The organism is Pseudomonas sp. GW821-FHT01A09 (assembly GCF_058986725.1).
This window is the reverse complement of the sequence record NZ_JBYSWB010000011.1, coordinates 21,387-37,403: the sequence shown is the minus strand read 5'-3', so window position 1 is coordinate 37,403 and position 16,017 is coordinate 21,387. Positions and strand designations below refer to the sequence as shown.

Below are 16,017 nucleotides of genomic sequence, written 5' to 3'. Positions count from 1 at the left end.
GCGCTATAGACGTTCCAGTAGGTGGCGGGTGTGGTCGATGGCCATTTGCGCACGTTGCAGTGCGCTGACGCCTTGTTCCAGCAGGCGTTGCGTGGGGATCTCCAGGCTCAGCGGCAGCCTTGGCGGCAGCGCGCGCAGCAAGCCGATGAGGTCACAATCGCCCTCGCCGGGGAAGCGTCGCTCCTGCCGCGCCTGGCGCAGGATCTCGGCCATGTCGTCGGGCCTGGGGCCGATCACATCACATAACTGCGCGTAGCGCATGCGTGAGGGCGACAGGGAAGCGATCTGTTCGAGACGCGATCCCGAGCGATCGAAGTGAAAGGCGTCGATCAATACGCAGCCGTTTTCGCGCCCGGCGTTTTCCACCACACGCTGCGCCTCGCTGAAACTCTTGCAGTCGGTCCAGGGCATGAACTCCATGTGCGGATGGATGCCATAGGGCGCGGCCAGGTCGCAGAGCTCGGCGAAGCGCTCGGTCAGCCGTCGTTCGTCCGGGTCGTTGCCGGCGACCAGCACTTCGCTGGCGCCAAACTCGGCGCCGGCGGCCAGATGAATGTCGAAGTCGGCGACCCGGGTATCCGGCTTGAGACGCAGGATTTCGATGTCCAGCACCTTGATCCCGGTGTCACGCAGACGCGCCAGTGTCTGACGGCGCAGGTCGGCGCCACGCAGCAAGGGGTAATGGTGCTCTTCGGCAGTCGCCGGCTCGGTGCGCAGCCCGACATGGCTGTAACCGGCCCGCGCCGCGACCTCGACCATATCCGGCGGGGACAGCTCAAGGACGGTAAGCGCGGCGAGGGAGATGATGCGTTGGCTCATGGGGGTCCCGAACGGCGAGGTTTGTTTTTATTATTTAGAACCTAGTTCCAGTTGTTTCGCAATCACTGCAATCACAATTTTCCGCTAACCAAACATCTCCGACGCCGGACTGGCGTTCGCCAGCTCCGCCGTCGCCTCCAGCAGTGCGGTGGACAATTCGTGCATGCGCGCCTCCGGGAAGCGTGCGGTCGGCCCCGCCACGCTTAGCACGCCGACCACCTGGCCGCTGACGGGATGGCACACCGCCGCTGCCAGCGCCGACATGCCCACCGCCGAGCTCTCCACCACCCAAGCATAGCCACGCTCACGGGCCAGGCGCAGGCGCTCGAGCAGTTCGACATTGCTGCGCGGCGCCTGGGGGCCGAAATCCGCCGGGTTGGCGATGCCTTGGGCCTCGATGAGCGCCAGCGCCTGGGCGTCGCTCAGGTGCGCCAGCCAGGCGTGCCCGGACGCGGTGTAGAACAACGGCGCGTCGCGGCCCATGTCGGGGTCGTAGCGCAGGCCGGAGCGCGCCCCCTGGGACTTGGCGATCCAGGTCAGGTGGTCGCCTTCCACCACACCCAGGCGCACCAGCTCAGTGGTTTCCTGGGCCAGGCGATCGAGAATGGGCTGGACGATATCGGCGCCACTGTTGGCCAGGTAGCGGAAACCCAGGGCCACCAGTTTGGTCGACAGCTGATAACGGCTGTTGTCCGGGTTCTGCCGCACGTAACCCAGGCGGGTCAGCTCGGCGAGCATGCGATGAGTCGCGCTCTTGGGGATCTGCAACTGCTCGGCCAAGGCCTGCATCGGCAGGCCGCGCGAGTCGCCGGTCAGGCTTTCCAGCAGGCTCAGGGCACGTTCGATTTGACTACCAGCCATGGTTCAAAGGGGTCCGATTGATGAGGGATACGCCTGTGGCGAGGGGGCATGCCCCCGATTCGGAGTGTCAGTCACCAGAGTAATGACTGACGTACCTGATCGGGGGCAAGCCCCCTCGCTACAGGGGAGGTGTTCGATATTCGAACACTTGCGGCGATCCATCTCTTGGCGATGGACCACGCGCAACAATAGAATATGGAACTCGGTTCCACAATACTACAACATCCCCCGATCGAACCGAGTGCGAGGAGAAACCTTGATGTCTGCCCGCCCCGCGATACGCGCTACCGTCGATTGCGATGTGCTGGTGGTCGGCTCCGGCGCCGCCGGTCTGTCCGCCGCTGTGACCGCCGCCTGGCATGGCCAGAAAGTCATTCTGGTCGAGAAGGCCCCGGTGTTCGGCGGTGCCACTGCCTGGTCCGGTGGCTGGATGTGGGTGCCGCGCAATCCGCTGGCCCAGCGTGCCGGCATCATCGAAGACCCGGCCGCGCCGCGCAGCTATCTCGAACACGAACTCGGCGAGCGCTTCGATGCGGCGCGGGTCGATGCATTTCTGGAAGCGGCGCCGCATATGGTGTCGTTCTTCGAGCGCCATACCGCCTTGCAATTCGCCGATGGCAACGGTATCGCCGACATCCATGGCGATACGCCCGGGGCCGGCACTGGTGGCCGTTCGGTGATCGCCGCCCCTTACAGCGCCTATGCGCTGGGCAGCCTGCTCAAGCGCCTGCGCCGCACGATGCGCGAAACCTCGTTCCTGGGCATGCCGATCATGGCAGGCGCCGACCTCACCGCCTTCCTCACCCTGACCCGCTCATGGCGCTCGGCGCTGCATGTGAGCAAGCGCTTCACCCGACACCTGCTGGGCCTGGCCATCAAGGGCCGGGCGACCCACTTGGTCAATGGCGTGGCACTGGTAGCGCGGCTGGCCAAATCGGCTGAGGACCTGGGCGTGCTGTTGTGGGAATCGGCGCCGGTCACCGAACTGATTCACGAACAGGGCCGAGTTGCCGGCGCCCATATCGATACGGCCAAGGGGCCGGTCGCCATTCGCGCCAGCAAGGCCGTGGTGCTCGCCGCTGGCGGCTTCGGCAACGATATCGAACGGCGCAAGGCGCTGTTCCCGCGCACGCCCACCGGGCAGGAACATCTGGCGCTGCCGCCGCTGGAGGCCAATGGCGATGGCCTGCGGCTGGGCGAAAGCGTCGGCGCCCAGGTCGCCACCGACCTCGCCTCGCCCGTCGCCTGGTGCCCGGTCTCGGCGGTGCCCTACGGCGATGGCAGCGTCGGGCATTTCCCGCACATCATCGAGCGCGGCAAACCTGGGATCATCGGCGTGCTGGCCAACGGCAAGCGCTTCGTCAACGAAGCAGGCGGCTATTTCGACTACACCAAGGCCATGGTCGAGTCCGCGCCGGGCGACGAGGTCGCCTCGTGGCTGATCTGCAGCCAGCCGTTCCAGCGCCGTTATGGCCTGGGCATCTCGCGGCCCTTTCCCATTCCAGTGACGCCCTACGTGCGCTCCGGCTACCTGAAGACCGGCGCCACCATCACCGAGCTGGCCCACGCCTGCGGTATCGATGCCGAGGGCCTGAATGCCACCATCAGCGAATTCAACCGCCATGCCCGGCTGGGCGAAGACCCTGAATTCGGCCGTGGCAGCACTGCCTACAACCGCAAGCAGGGCGATGCGCTGCACGGCCCCAATCCCTGCGTCGCGCCAATCGAGCAAGGGCCGTTCTACGCGGTCAAGGTGCAGCCGGGCAGCTTTGGCACCTTCGCCGGACTCGAGACCAACGAGCATGCGCAGGTGCTGAATGCCAACGGCGAGCCCATCGCCGGCCTCTATGCGGCTGGCACGGACATGGCCAGCATCATGGGCGGCCACTATCCGGCGGGCGGCATCAACCTCGGCCCGGCCCTCACCTTCGGCTACATTGCAGCACGCCATATCGCCGGCATCCGCGCTTATGAATAGCGGGAGCCCATCAGCCACCCCAAGGAGATCGACGTGGAAAACATCACCAACAAGCTGAACCTGAACATGCCCAAACTGGGCCTCGGCACCTGGCCCATGCTCGGCGAGGAATGCACCGATGCAGTGGTGCAGGCGCTGGAACTTGGCTATCGGCACATCGATACCGCCGCCGGGTACAACAACGAAGCGGCGGTCGGCAAGGCGCTGGTGCAATCGCCGGTGGCCCGCGAGCTGATCCACGTGACCAGCAAGGTCTGGTGGGAAAAATTGCAACCGGCCGACATGCGCGCCTCCTTCGACGCCACTCTCAATGCGCTGCAAAGTGATTACGTCGACCTGTTCCTGATCCACTGGCCGAGCAAGGACTGGGACCTGGCCAAGACCATCGAGACGCTGGTGTCATTCAAGGAAGACGGCCGGGCGCGCAATATCGGCGTGGCCAACTTCCCCCTGCCGCTGTTGAAAAAAGTGGTCGAGGAGCTGAACGCCCCCCTGGCCGCTATTCAGGTGGAGTACCACGTCACCTTGGGGCAGAACCCGCTGCTCGACTACGCCCGTGAGCACGATATGGCGCTGACCGCGTATAGCCCGTTGGTGCGCAACAAGGTTTCGCAGATCAAGGAGCTGCAGCAGATCGCCGCCAAGCACGGCGTGCTGCCGACCCAGGTGGCATTGAAGTGGTTGCTGGATCAGGCCAACGTGGCGGCGATTCCCAAGGCTGCCAGCAAGGCCAACCAGCAGAGCAACCTGGATGCGTTGAAGGTGCAGTTGGATGATGAGGATCGGGCGCTGATTGCCGCGCTGCCGAAAGATCAGCGGCTGGTGAGCCCGGATTTCGCGCCGCAGTGGGATGCATGATCTGACCCTGTAGCGAGGGGGCTTGCCCCCGATCAGATTCGTCAGTCGCTACTTGAGTGCCTGACACACCGAATCGGGCGCAAGCACCCTCGCTACAGGTAGCCGTTCGATTAGAAATCGAAGAACACCGTTTCGCCTTCGCCTTGAATGCGAATATCGAAACGATACGCCAGCTTGCCGTCCACTTCGCAACGCTTGGCGATCAAGGTTTCACGACGTGCCGGTTGCTCGATCAGGTTGAGGATCGGGCACTTGCCGTTGGCGTCTGCTTCGTCATCGAAGTACAGGCGGGTCTGCAGGTGGATGTTGATCCCCCGCGCGAACAGGCTGACGTTGATGTGCGGCGCCATGGGGATACCGGCGCTGGTGGTGACCACGCCCGGCTTGATGGTGTTCAGCGTCCACTCGCCGGCATCGAAGGTAGTCGCGGTACGGCCAAAGCTGTTGAAGGCGTTTTCCTGGTTGTACTCGGGCTGGTAACGACCTTGATGGTCCGCCTGCCAGAACTCCAGGAAGGAATCGCGCACCAGATGGCCGTTGCCGTCGTAGACGTTGCCCAGCAGCAGGATGTGCTCCCCCGGCGCGTCTGGCTTGGCCAGGCGGTTCCACAGTTCCTGTTCGCGCGGCGGCAGGCCGGCGGCGGCCAGTGCCAGGCCGATGTGGACGTAGGGGCCGGCGGTCTGTGAAGGGGTTTCATTCAGCAATTGAATAGGCATGAGCGTTTCCCCCTCAGCGGTTTTCGAAGTGCGTCTTGCGCTGACCGCGCAGGACGATGTCAAAGCGATAGGCCAGGCAATCCATCGGATTGGCGTGGGCCATGTCGAGCTTGGCGATCAGGCTCTGTACCGCTTCAGGATTGGCGATCGACTTGACGATCGGGCACATCGGGATCAGCGGATCACCTTCGAAATACAGCTGGGTGATCAGACGCGTGGAGATCGACGGGCCGCTGATCGACACATGGATGTGCGCCGGGCGCCAATCGTTGGGGCCATTGCGCCATGGGTACGGACCCGGCTTGATGGTGCGGAAGTTGTAATAGCCTTCGCTGTCGGTGAGCATCCGGCCGACACCCCCGAAGTTGGGGTCGAGCGGCGCCAGGTAGCGGTCGTTCTTGTGGCGATAACGGCCGCCGGCGTTGGCCTGCCAGATCTCCACCAGCGTGTGCGGCAGCGGCTTGCCGTACTGGTCGCACACGCGGCCGGCCAGGATGATGCGCTCGCCGATGGGCAGGCCACCGTTATTGAAGTTGAGCAGCAGGTCATGGTCGTGCTCGCCGAACTTCAAATGCGAGAAGTCGGGGCCGGTGGACTCACTGGCAGTTTGTGGAATGCTGACCAAGGCCTGGCGCGGTGAACGCGGCACGGAGGTCTTGTAGTCGGGAGTCAGGGCTTTAGGGTGCCAATTACGGTCACGGATAATGAAGCGACTGGTGTCTTGATCAGACATGTCGATCTCCTGTTATTTGATTTATTGAGAGCTTTTGCTGTCATACAAAGCCCACGGTCAGGCTTGGTACTAGTCTCAGGGAAAACATCCTGGGCCGATACTGAAAATAACCCTCGCATTCATAACCAATTGGTTATGAATCATCTGAAATAAAAGGATCTTTCCATGCTCTGGAAAAAAGGCCGGCGCAGCGACAACGTGGTGGACGAGCGCGGTGATGACAGCGGTGGCGGCGGGGGCGGTATTCGCCTGGGCGGCAAGGGCCTGAGCCTGGGCGCTGTGGTGTTGATCGTCGGTTTCGGCCTGCTGACCGGGCAGGACCCGATGCAGATCCTCGGCCAGCTCACCGGGCAGATGACCCAGCAGCAAAGCGCGCCCGCACCGCAAACGCGCCGAGCACCGCCGGCCAACGACCAGCAGGCTGAATTCGTGCGCTCGATCCTCGGCGATACCGAAGACACCTGGCAGGCGATCTTCCAGCAGGCCGGCAAGCAGTATCGCGACCCCAAGCTGGTGCTGTTCAGCGGGCGGGTCAACTCCGCGTGCGGGCTGGCCAGTTCGGCCACCGGGCCGTTCTACTGCCCGGCCGATCAGCAGGTGTACCTGGACATGTCGTTTTTTGACGAGATGTCCCGGCGGTTCTCGGCCTCGGGTGATTTCGCTCAGGCTTATGTGATCGCCCACGAGGTCGGGCATCACGTGCAGACCTTGCTCGGGGTGTCCGCCCAGGTCGATGCGGCGCGTCAGCGCGGGCAACGGATGGAAGGCGATGGCGGCTTGCTGGTGCGCCAGGAACTGCAGGCCGACTGCCTGGCCGGAGTCTGGGCCTTCCATGCGCAACAGCGCCTGAACTGGCTGGAACCGGGGGATATAGAAGAAGCGCTGAATGCCGCCAATGCGATCGGTGACGATCGCTTGCAGCAGCAGGGTCAAGGGCGTGTGGTGCCGGACTCGTTCACCCATGGCACTTCGGCGCAGCGGGTGCGCTGGTTCAAGGCCGGGTTCGCGCAAGGGCAGATCGGGCAGTGCGATACGTTCAAGGCGCGGAGTTTGTAGGCATCACCGCAGACTCGTTGTAGCGGGGGGGCTTGCCCCCGAAACCATCCGGCTCGCCGATCTGCGTCGCCTTGCAAATTTTCGGGGGCGAGCCCCCTCGCTACACAGCGCAATCAGAACGTCGCCTTGACCTGCAACCCCACCAGCAGCGCATTGCCCTGATTGGTGCCATAGAAAGCCCCCGGCTCGATCACATATTGCACATCCGGACGCACCAGCAGCCAAGGCGTGATCTGCGCGCCGTAGCTGGCTTCGAGCAGTTGCTCACCGCTGTCGAGGTTGTCGATGTTGTCGGCGGCGGCCAGGTCGGCGGCTTGCTGCTCCTGCACGTCGCGGGTCCGCGAGTTCAGCACCGCGCGGCCGTAGGCGAAGCCCAGAGTGTCGTGCTCGCGGTTGGCGAAGGTCTTGTGCAACACCACACCGGCCGAGTACCAGTGGCTGAACGGCGACGTCGCCTTGTCGGTCTGAGTCGCCTGGGCGAAGACGTGCAGGTTGCGCGCAGCATCGCCACTATCGCGCCACAGGGTCTGGTCGGCCAACACATAGGCACCGCTGCGGCCGCTGTTTTCGTGGCTGCTGCCAATGCGCTTGGTGTCCGAGGTGTCGTAGTACCAGCCGAATTTGTATTGGCCTTCCAGACCGCCGCGGTAGGTGTAAACCGCTTCGATCGGCAGGATGTTGCCGGTGGCGCCGTAGGATTTCATCGTCCAGGCGTAGCGTGATTCGCTATTGCTGGCGGCATCGACCTGGAAAATCGCGGCCTGCACCATCCACTCCGGCGTCAGCTGATACTTCAGCTCCGCACCCCAGTGGGCGTTCGGGTAGTTGCCCCAGCCACTGCCACCGGACATCGACAAGGGGTGCGCGCAGAAGCCGGCGCTGACGAAGCTGGTCAAGATGCCCATGCCGCCGAAATCATTGCCCATGGCCATGTACCCGACTTTGGCCTCCAGGTCGGGCGTGAACAGCGAACGGGCGTAGCTCAACTCGGTCATGCGTGTGTAGTTGTAGCCGGCGGTTTCCTGGACAGCCAGACGGTTGCCCACCAAGTCGTCGGAGGCGCTGTTGCCGCGTCGGTCATTGATGGTCACCTGCACCACGCCGGCATTCGGCGTATCCAGCAACTTGCTCAGATCAAACCGCGCGCCCATGCGAATCTGCTGGGCGTAGCGGGTGCTGCGCTTGATACCGCCGTGCAGGTTGTTGAAGGTTTCCGAGACGTAGTCGGCGCTGAGCTTGACGCCCTCGTCCTCAAGCTTCTGACGCTCGCCGCCCCAGTCACCGGTCATGTAGGGCCGGGTATACAGGTCGTCATCGGCGGCGGATGCTCCCGGGCTGATCAACAACGCGCTCAGGGACAGGCCGGCGACCAGGCTGGAGGTCATCAGGGAACGAGGGGCGAAAGTGGGCATAGGTCTCTTCAGGCAGATCGTGTGACAAGCCGTCGCAGGGGCGGCTCCGGTGCGCGGCATGATAGAGACACGAGGGGGCGAGATTAAGCGCTGGAAGTGAAAATGATTATTGCCGAAACATGACGGAATGTTCGGACTGGTTAATTTATTTACATGCGCGAATGCGATGCGTAGCGAGGGGGCTTGCCCCCGAAAAATATCAGCAGGCAACGCTGCATTGACTGACATGCCGCTATCGGGGGCAAGCCCCCCCGCTACACTGTTGAGGCGGATTTTTCGGGTCAGATCAACCGTGCCAGCGCATGGCAATCTTCGGCATGCCAGTCGGTCAGTTCCGGCCAGGGATTTTCCGCCACGTTGACCAGCACCGTGCGCGCGCCGGCCGCGCGGCCGCAGTCCAGGTCGAAGCGGTAATCACCCACCATCACCATCTCGCTCGGCTCCACGCCCCAACGATTGGCCAGTTGCAGCAAGCCATCGGGATCAGGCTTGGGCAGCGCCTCGTCACGGCCGATGATATCGACCACCGGGAAGCACTCGTCCAGGCCGATCGCCGCCAAGGTGATGTGCGCCAGCTCCCGCGCGTTGCGGGTCAGAATGCCCAGCCGGCAACCCCGGGCGGCCAGCTCGCGCACCAGCGCCACAGCGCCTTCGGCCGGCTGCGAGGCCACCGCCAGCTCGCGTTCGTGCTCCAGCAGCCAGGCATGCTTGGCGCGCCCCTCTTCGGCGGGCAATGCGGCCAGGTGCGTGAGAATGTCGTCCTCGGCCGGGATCGCCAGGGCCTGGCGAATGGCCGCGAAGTCATGCACCGCGATCGTCAGGGTGCCGTCCATGTCGAACACCCAGTGACGTACATCGCTCAGGCTCATGACCAATCCTCGCGATGACGAATCAAGCCTTCCTGCGCCGAAGACGCCACCAATTGCCCCGATTGGTTATAGATGCTGCCGCGAGCGAAACCGCGACCGTTGCCGGCCCAGGGGCTGTCCATGGCGTACAGCAGCCACTCGTCCGCGCGCAACGGGCCGTGGAACCACAGCGCGTGATCGAGGCTGGCGAGCTGCATGTCGCGATGCCACACCGACTTGCCGTGGGGCAGCAAGGAGGTGGTCAACAGGTTGAAATCCGAGGCGTAGGCGAGGATGTATTTGTGCAGCGCGAGGGTGTCCGGCAAGGCTCCATCGGCGCGGAACCACACATATTTGAGCGGATCGCCGGGCTTGGGGTTGTAAGGGTCGCGCTCGGTGACCGGACGCACCTCGATGGGCTTGGCACACAGGAGCTTTTCGCGCATGTGCTCGGGGATCAGGTGCGCGGCCTGATGCATGATGTCGAGCTCGGTGGGCAGGTTGTCCGGGCCCACCACCTCAGGCATCTGCGCCTGGTGGTTGAAGCCTTCTTCGGCGCTCTGGAACGACGCCGAGCAGAAGAAAATCGGCTTGCCCTTCTGCACCGCCGTGACCCGACGGGTGCTGAAACTGCCGCCATCGCGGACCTTGTCGGTCATGTACACCACCGGCAGCGAAGCGTCGCCGGGGCGCAGGAAGTAGCCGTGCAACGAATGCACCTGGCGCTCGGGATCGACCGTCTGGGTTGCCGCCGACAGCGACTGGCCCAACACCTGACCGCCGAACAGCTGGCGGAACCCCAGGTCCTGACTGCGACCGCGGAAGATGTTTTCTTCAACTGGTTCCAGCGACAGCAGGTCGACCAGATCTTCCAGCACATGGCTCATGTATCACTCCAACAGCGAATTCAAGGGGAAATCATACAGTCCCAACGGTGCCCTGTGGGAGTGCTCAGAGCGTTGCCCGCCACTGCTCGCGGGTGATGCGATACAAGCGGTGACGCTGCAGCGGGTGCCCCACGGCCAGCGCCGGGTGGTCGAAATCGTCCTGGGCATCGCGGCTCATGCCGATGGCCTGCATGACTTTCTCCGAGGGCACATTGAGTTCGGCGGTAAAGGCGACCACCTCTTCGAGCTCCAACTTGCCAAAACCACAGCGCAACGCAGTCCAGGCCGCCTCGCTGGCGAAGCCCAGGCCCCAATGGTCATGGGCCAGACGCCAGCCGATCTCCACCGCCGGGCTGAAATGCGCGTCGAAGGCCACCGTGCTGAGCCCGGTGAAACCGATGAAGTCCCCGGTATCCTTGCGCTCCAGCGCCCACAAGCCGAAACCGAATTCGGCAAAATGCCCGCGGATGCGACCGATCACGCCCGCGCTTTCGAGGCGGCTGAGCGTGTCCGGGAAATACTTCATCACTCGTTCGTCCGCGCACATGTCGGCAAAGGCATCCAGATCCGCATCGCGCCACTGCCGCATCAGCAGGCGCGCGCTTTCGAGCTCGGTAATTGCCATCGTCCCCTTCCTGTGGTGCCTGGTTGATCCGATCGGGGCTGGCAGCGGGCGGCATGCTGCTGGCAAGATGGCTCACCCTTGCCAATCGACGCGCCCATGCACTTGCCCCTGATTTACCACGAAGACTACAGCCCGGACTTCCCGCCCGATCACCGTTTTCCCATGGACAAGTTTCGTTTGTTGCACGATCACCTGATCGCCACGGGCGTGACCCGCGATGAGGATTTGCTGCGCCCAGAGCTGTGCCCGGCCGACGTCCTCGCCCTCGCCCACGCGCCTGAGTATATAGAGCGATACATGAGCGGCGAGTTGTCCCGCGAAGACCAGCGGCGCCTGGGCTTGCCCTGGAGCGAAGCGCTGGCACGACGAACGGTACGCGCCGTGGGCGGCTCGCTGCTCACCGCCGAGCAGGCGCTGAGCCATGGCATGGCCTGTCACCTGGCAGGCGGCACCCACCACGCGCACTACGATTACCCGGCGGGCTTCTGCATTTTCAATGACCTGGCGGTGATCAGTCGCTACCTGCTGGCAGCGGGCAAGGTGTCCAGCGTGCTGATTTTTGATTGCGACGTGCACCAGGGCGACGGTACTGCACGGATTCTGGCCGATACCCCCGAGGCCATCACCGTGTCGCTGCACTGCGAAAAAAACTTCCCCGCGCGCAAGGCCCACAGTGACTGGGACATTCCGTTGGCCATGGGCATGGGCGACCGCGAGTACCTGCAAGTGGTGGATGACGCCCTCAATTACCTGTTGCCGCTGTATCAGCCGGACCTGGTGCTATACGACGCCGGCGTCGATGTACACAAGGATGACGCCCTGGGCTATCTGAAACTGACCGACGCAGGGGTGGCCGCTCGCGACGAACGGGTGCTGCGCCACTGCCTGGATCGGGACATCCCGGTGATGGGCGTGATCGGCGGCGGCTATAGCAAGGACCGTGAAGCCCTGGCCCGACGCCACGGCATTCTCCATCACACGGCAAAAAGCGTCTGGGAAAACAATTAGTTACTCACATTGGCTGTGGAGCGGCCTGTGGATAACCTGAGCGCAAGGCCGTTACGCCCAGGCGCAGCAAGGCCGGCAAGCCGCTGTACGTTTTTTGTACAGCTACCCACCGACCTAGGCTGAGGTAGAATGCCCGGCTATTTCAGCCGATAGCTCTGCGCCATGACTTGCGATCTACCCTCCTCCCGCGTCGCCATCATCGGCGGCGGCCCTGCCGGCCTGATGGCCGCTGAAGTCCTCAGCCAGGCCGGAGTGCCCGTGGATCTGTACGACGGCATGCCTTCGGTGGGGCGCAAATTCCTGCTGGCGGGTGTGGGTGGCATGAACATCACCCATTCCGAAGGCTTTTCGGCGTTCGCCGGCCGCTATGGCGCCCAAGCGGATTGGGTCGCGTCGTGGCTGCGGGACTTCGATGCCGACGCGGTGCAGGCCTGGATCCACAGCCTGGGCATCGAAACCTTCGTCGGCACCTCCGGGCGGGTCTTCCCCACCGACATGAAAGCCGCGCCTTTGCTGCGTGCCTGGCTCAAGCGCCTGCGCGATGCCGGGGTGGTTATCCACACCCGCCATCGCTGGCAGGGCTGGTCCGTCGAGGGCGCGCTGCGGATCAGTTATCCACAGGGCGAATTGGCCCTGCGCCCACGCGCCGTGCTGTTGGCCCTGGGTGGCGGCAGTTGGGCACGACTCGGCTCCGACGGCGCCTGGCTGCCACTGCTGCAGGCCCGAGGCGTTGACGCTGCGCCCTTGCAAGCAGCCAACTGCGGCTTCGATGTAGCGGCCTGGACGCCGCTGCTTGTGGACAAGTTCGCAGGAGCGCCGCTGAAGAACGTCGCCATTGGCCTGGCGGGCGATGCAATGCGCCTGGGTGAATGCGTGATTACCGCGACGGGTATCGAAGGCAGCCTGATCTATGCGCTGTCGGCGGGGATTCGTGAGGCGATCAATCGTGATGGCGCGGCGACGGTGCATATCGATCTGCTGCCGAGCATGGCTGTGGATAAAGTCGCCAGCCTGCTGGCCAGGCCCCGGGGCGCGAACTCCATGGCCAAGCATCTGCATCGGCAGGTGCATATCGATGGGGTGAAGGCGGCCTTGCTGCGGGAGTTGACCAGCAAAGACAGCTTTGCCGATCCACAGGCGCTGGCACGGGCGCTCAAGGCGCTGCCGTTGACGCTGTTGAAACCGCGACCGATGGATGAGGCGATCAGCACGGCGGGTGGGGTGATGGCGGCTGGGCTGGATGAAGGGTTGATGCTCAAGGCCCTGCCGGGGGTGTTCTGCGCGGGGGAGATGCTGGATTGGGAAGCGCCGACTGGGGGGTATTTGCTGACCGCGTGTTTCGCCAGTGGCCGGCGGGCTGCGCGGGGAGTGCTGGATTGGCTGCAACGCTGAATGGCAGGTTTGAATTTCTGAACACAATCTCTGCCGTGGTGAGGAGATACCTCCGATAAGGTGGATCCTATCCGCATCGGTATCTGGCGCCTCAAACCAGGAGCAGGCCTCGCGGGAAACGTCAGAGTTTGGCGGTTACGCTGAGACCTTCTCCACACGGGCTATCCCAATCCGTACGCGTCACGTTCTAACGTTTCTTCCCCATCTGCAGCCGTGAGTCTTGCAATTGGCGACCTATCTCATCGACGCTCGCGACTGAATCCAAGTCTTCTTCCAGCCCGAAGACCTTCAGAACAGCCAAGTACGCTCCAATTCCGACCCCCGCCCCTCCGCGCTCCAACGCACGCAGCGTAGGTACAGAGAGTCCTGCCTCGCGGGCCGCTCGCTCCGCAGTGAGCTCTCGACGTTTGCGTGCAAGTCTCAGCCGAGACCCTAGCGAGACCAGCTGAAGGTTAGTTGAGCAGTCAGTCGATGCAGTCATATTTGCGCTCCAGTCTTGAAATAGTATTTTCGGAAACGCCCAATTATAGAAACCAAATAGATCTTGAACAGATCATAACTAAAAAAGAGAAATTTCCTACAACGCTATGATTTTGATACAAGGTATGTACAAAAGAAAATTTTTAGTGGACACACCTAATCCAAGTGCTAACTTTAACACCGCACTCAAATGAAAAATCCACTCAAATGACTGCAAACCCGACCACAAAAAAAATACAAAAGAGAAGACAATGATGGCTATTGAAAAAGCACTATTGACGCATACGGACTTAACAAACGATGCATTTATAGCATCCATACACGCCGAAATGGACAGGCAATTCAAATACTATTCAGATCCCAATATATACCTTGCCAGCTCAACAGCAAGCCCATTAGCAGCATCAACTACCACTTGCTGCGCGACTGGAACATGCGATTGCGAATTTGACGACGCCTGTGGCTTCGGCTAAAAACTTAAAATTTGAGCCGCAGCTAATCCTGCGGCTCTTCAAAGGATGGAAACATGGAAATTTTGATTACTATGGATCACGTGGACATAAATCCCATTGAGCTCGCAGACCTATACTTTAAATGCAATTTCGGGAGCCGTGATGACATTGAGAAACACGTAGAAAAAATATTTTTTGGAAATGCTTTTAGTTTCTTCGCAATCTCTGTAAAAGACCGGAAACTTCTTGGAGCTGCTCGAATCCTCTCGGACGATATCATCACGAGCTACATCGCTGAGCTTTGCGTCTTAAGATCATACCGAGGTACAGGTTTGTCTCATAAGCTACTTGAGGCCGTGACTACTCGCTTTAATCACACCGCTATTTTTACCTGTGGCTTTACCGGCATGGAAACGCTGCTGAGCCAGCATGGGCTTAATAAGAAAAATAAATTATTGGCGCGCAGCAGGAAACCTTTCTTTGAAAAAAGAAGAACAATAACTCACTAAGCCATCTAACGGAGACAACACATGTACGCCCCGCCCTACATTTATGACTCGATGCTACGCATCAGTAGGTTTATTGAAGCGCACCCAACAGGAAAAACAAATGCCGACTCCTTTCTTTTTTCCTGTAAATCGAGTTTAGAAAAATCAGCGTTTTCTTATGTAAACTCTTCACATCTAAGATTCCACTTAGACGATCAATACAAAAATTTTATCAGGCGCAAATTATATCTACGCGCAGGGTTTTTCTGTGAACTTTACTCAAAAATAAATCGCACACTATACGACCTCGATGCACACGCTGACTACCACGTCACTTTTTTAGATGGGGATAGCCATAACAAAGGCCAACGCCCTATACTATTGCAATGCGAGAATGAAAAATTAGTCCTAAAAATCACCGACCCCAGAACAAGCCTGATTTACAACAGCATTCTTTATAAAATATACGCGCACCTTTGCATTCCATCGCCGAAAATAAAGATAACTTATGATCGCGACTATAGCTATCAGATCACACCCTACCTTCAAGCCCAGCCCACTCATACGGATGAACAAATTGAGAATTACGCCCGCTGCCTGGGAGCACATCTCGCCACTTCTTACCTTCTAAAAATGACGGATCTACATATTGAGAACGTAATAACCTCCGATGGATATCCACACATTGTTGACACCGAATGTATGCTTTATGACTATTACGATAGTCCGCCTCCAACGACAACTCGACTTGTAAATACCGGATTAATCTCTCCAAAAAAAACATTGTCCGGAATTTGCGGAGGTGATACCCCCGTATTAAAACTTGATTTAACATTAAGCACTGGTGGCTCTACTCGCTACATTAAAAATCAGGCAACCCCCACAAACAGAATTTCGGACGCATCAGGAAAAGTGGTCCCTATATCAAATTACAAAAAACTGATCACAGAATCCTTTTCACAAAGCTACGAATTTATCGCCAACACAAAAAATGAATTATTAGGCTCAATTAATCCATCTCTTATTAGTGGCGTGCGGACCCGCTTCCTAGTACGCACCACTGCACATTACAAGACTGTAGTAGACAGAATCTATAGCCCAAGCCAAAACTCTTCGCACGACTTGTATCTTAAATCAACACTAGCCGCTTTCAAGGCATCGGGGCATATCCCGAAAATCCTAGATCCCAAGCTAAGGAAGAAGGAAATAATGGATATATTAGCTGGCGATATACCATTTTTTTGGGCTTGCCCACAGGGTGGTAAAATAATGCACCGGACCGGCGAAGCTATGAATAGCACCACTATCCAACCTTTCAGATATCGACTCAAACAAGCAATATCTTCGCACTCGATGAAAGATCTCGAACACCTCTACAACCACCTAGAAACTTATTTATAACGG

The 16,017-nt window shown here is 60.4% G+C and carries 16 protein-coding genes; 7 read left to right on the top strand and 9 right to left on the bottom strand.

Annotation, left to right across the window (positions count from 1 at the left end; translation table 11 throughout):
- Positions 1–3: 3 nt before the first annotated feature.
- Both AC3WJP_RS14490 and AC3WJP_RS14485 read right to left on the bottom strand, forming a co-directional pair.
- Positions 4–819: a sugar phosphate isomerase/epimerase family protein gene (locus AC3WJP_RS14490; protein ID WP_493723867.1), complete on the bottom strand. Its 816-nt coding sequence runs from the start codon at positions 817–819 to the stop codon at positions 4–6.
- An 84-nt stretch (positions 820–903) separates the two neighbouring features.
- A complete protein-coding gene (locus AC3WJP_RS14485) occupies positions 904–1,680 on the bottom strand; it encodes an IclR family transcriptional regulator (RefSeq protein ID WP_493723868.1) in 777 nt (258 codons plus the stop codon).
- A 259-nt stretch (positions 1,681–1,939) separates the two neighbouring features.
- Here AC3WJP_RS14485 and AC3WJP_RS14480 point away from each other — a divergent pair, with 259 nt between their 5' ends.
- Complete coding sequence (locus AC3WJP_RS14480; RefSeq protein WP_493723869.1) at positions 1,940–3,658, top strand: FAD-dependent oxidoreductase; 1,719 nt, start codon at positions 1,940–1,942, stop codon at positions 3,656–3,658.
- A 66-nt stretch (positions 3,659–3,724) separates the two neighbouring features.
- On the top strand, positions 3,725–4,516 hold the full coding sequence (locus AC3WJP_RS14475; RefSeq protein ID WP_493723898.1) for an aldo/keto reductase: 792 nt from the start codon (positions 3,725–3,727) through the stop codon (positions 4,514–4,516).
- 110 nt (positions 4,517–4,626) lie between these two features.
- Here AC3WJP_RS14475 and pcaG read toward each other — a convergent pair whose 3' ends face one another.
- Positions 4,627–5,232 carry a protocatechuate 3,4-dioxygenase subunit alpha gene (pcaG, locus tag AC3WJP_RS14470; protein WP_493723870.1) on the bottom strand — a complete coding sequence of 202 codons (606 nt, stop codon included), beginning with the start codon at positions 5,230–5,232 and terminating at the stop codon, positions 4,627–4,629.
- Between the two features lie 13 nt (positions 5,233–5,245).
- Positions 5,246–5,965, bottom strand: coding sequence for a protocatechuate 3,4-dioxygenase subunit beta (gene pcaH / locus AC3WJP_RS14465; RefSeq protein ID WP_493723871.1), 720 nt, complete (start codon positions 5,963–5,965; stop codon positions 5,246–5,248).
- Between the two features lie 165 nt (positions 5,966–6,130).
- On the opposite strand from pcaH, the gene ypfJ reads away from it, so the two are divergent.
- Positions 6,131–7,021 (top strand): KPN_02809 family neutral zinc metallopeptidase, encoded by an 891-nt coding sequence (gene ypfJ / locus AC3WJP_RS14460; protein WP_493723872.1) that lies wholly within the window; start codon positions 6,131–6,133, stop codon positions 7,019–7,021.
- Between the two features lie 113 nt (positions 7,022–7,134).
- Here the strand turns inward: ypfJ and AC3WJP_RS14455 are convergent, their stop codons facing one another.
- The 4 genes from AC3WJP_RS14455 to AC3WJP_RS14440 form a co-directional block, all read right to left on the bottom strand.
- A complete protein-coding gene (locus tag AC3WJP_RS14455) occupies positions 7,135–8,406 on the bottom strand; it encodes a carbohydrate porin (RefSeq protein ID WP_493723899.1) in 1,272 nt (423 codons plus the stop codon).
- 308 nt (positions 8,407–8,714) lie between these two features.
- Complete coding sequence (locus tag AC3WJP_RS14450) at positions 8,715–9,302, bottom strand: HAD family hydrolase (protein WP_493723873.1); 588 nt, start codon at positions 9,300–9,302, stop codon at positions 8,715–8,717.
- A complete protein-coding gene (tesB, locus tag AC3WJP_RS14445; protein ID WP_493723874.1) occupies positions 9,299–10,168 on the bottom strand; it encodes an acyl-CoA thioesterase II in 870 nt (289 codons plus the stop codon). The genes AC3WJP_RS14450 and tesB overlap by 4 nt, the downstream gene beginning before the upstream one ends.
- Positions 10,169–10,232: 64 nt before the next feature.
- Entirely contained in the window at positions 10,233–10,793 is a 561-nt protein-coding gene (locus AC3WJP_RS14440) for a GNAT family N-acetyltransferase (protein ID WP_493723875.1), read from the bottom strand.
- A gap of 96 nt (positions 10,794–10,889) precedes the next feature.
- On the opposite strand from AC3WJP_RS14440, the gene AC3WJP_RS14435 reads away from it, so the two are divergent.
- The gene (locus tag AC3WJP_RS14435; RefSeq protein ID WP_493723876.1) at positions 10,890–11,801 is read left to right on the top strand and encodes a histone deacetylase family protein; all 912 of its coding nucleotides are present in this window, start codon (positions 10,890–10,892) and stop codon (positions 11,799–11,801) included.
- A gap of 162 nt (positions 11,802–11,963) precedes the next feature.
- Positions 11,964–13,193: a TIGR03862 family flavoprotein gene (locus tag AC3WJP_RS14430; protein WP_493723877.1), complete on the top strand. Its 1,230-nt coding sequence runs from the start codon at positions 11,964–11,966 to the stop codon at positions 13,191–13,193.
- A 187-nt stretch (positions 13,194–13,380) separates the two neighbouring features.
- Here the strand turns inward: AC3WJP_RS14430 and AC3WJP_RS14425 are convergent, their stop codons facing one another.
- Entirely contained in the window at positions 13,381–13,674 is a 294-nt protein-coding gene (locus AC3WJP_RS14425; RefSeq protein WP_493723878.1) for a helix-turn-helix transcriptional regulator, read from the bottom strand.
- 525 nt (positions 13,675–14,199) lie between these two features.
- On the opposite strand from AC3WJP_RS14425, the gene AC3WJP_RS14420 reads away from it, so the two are divergent.
- The gene (locus AC3WJP_RS14420; protein WP_493723879.1) at positions 14,200–14,634 is read left to right on the top strand and encodes a GNAT family N-acetyltransferase; all 435 of its coding nucleotides are present in this window, start codon (positions 14,200–14,202) and stop codon (positions 14,632–14,634) included.
- Between the two features lie 21 nt (positions 14,635–14,655).
- Positions 14,656–16,014, top strand: a complete 1,359-nt coding sequence (locus tag AC3WJP_RS14415; RefSeq protein ID WP_493723880.1) for a DUF4135 domain-containing protein — start codon at positions 14,656–14,658, stop codon at positions 16,012–16,014.
- The last annotated feature ends 3 nt before the right edge of the window (positions 16,015–16,017 follow it).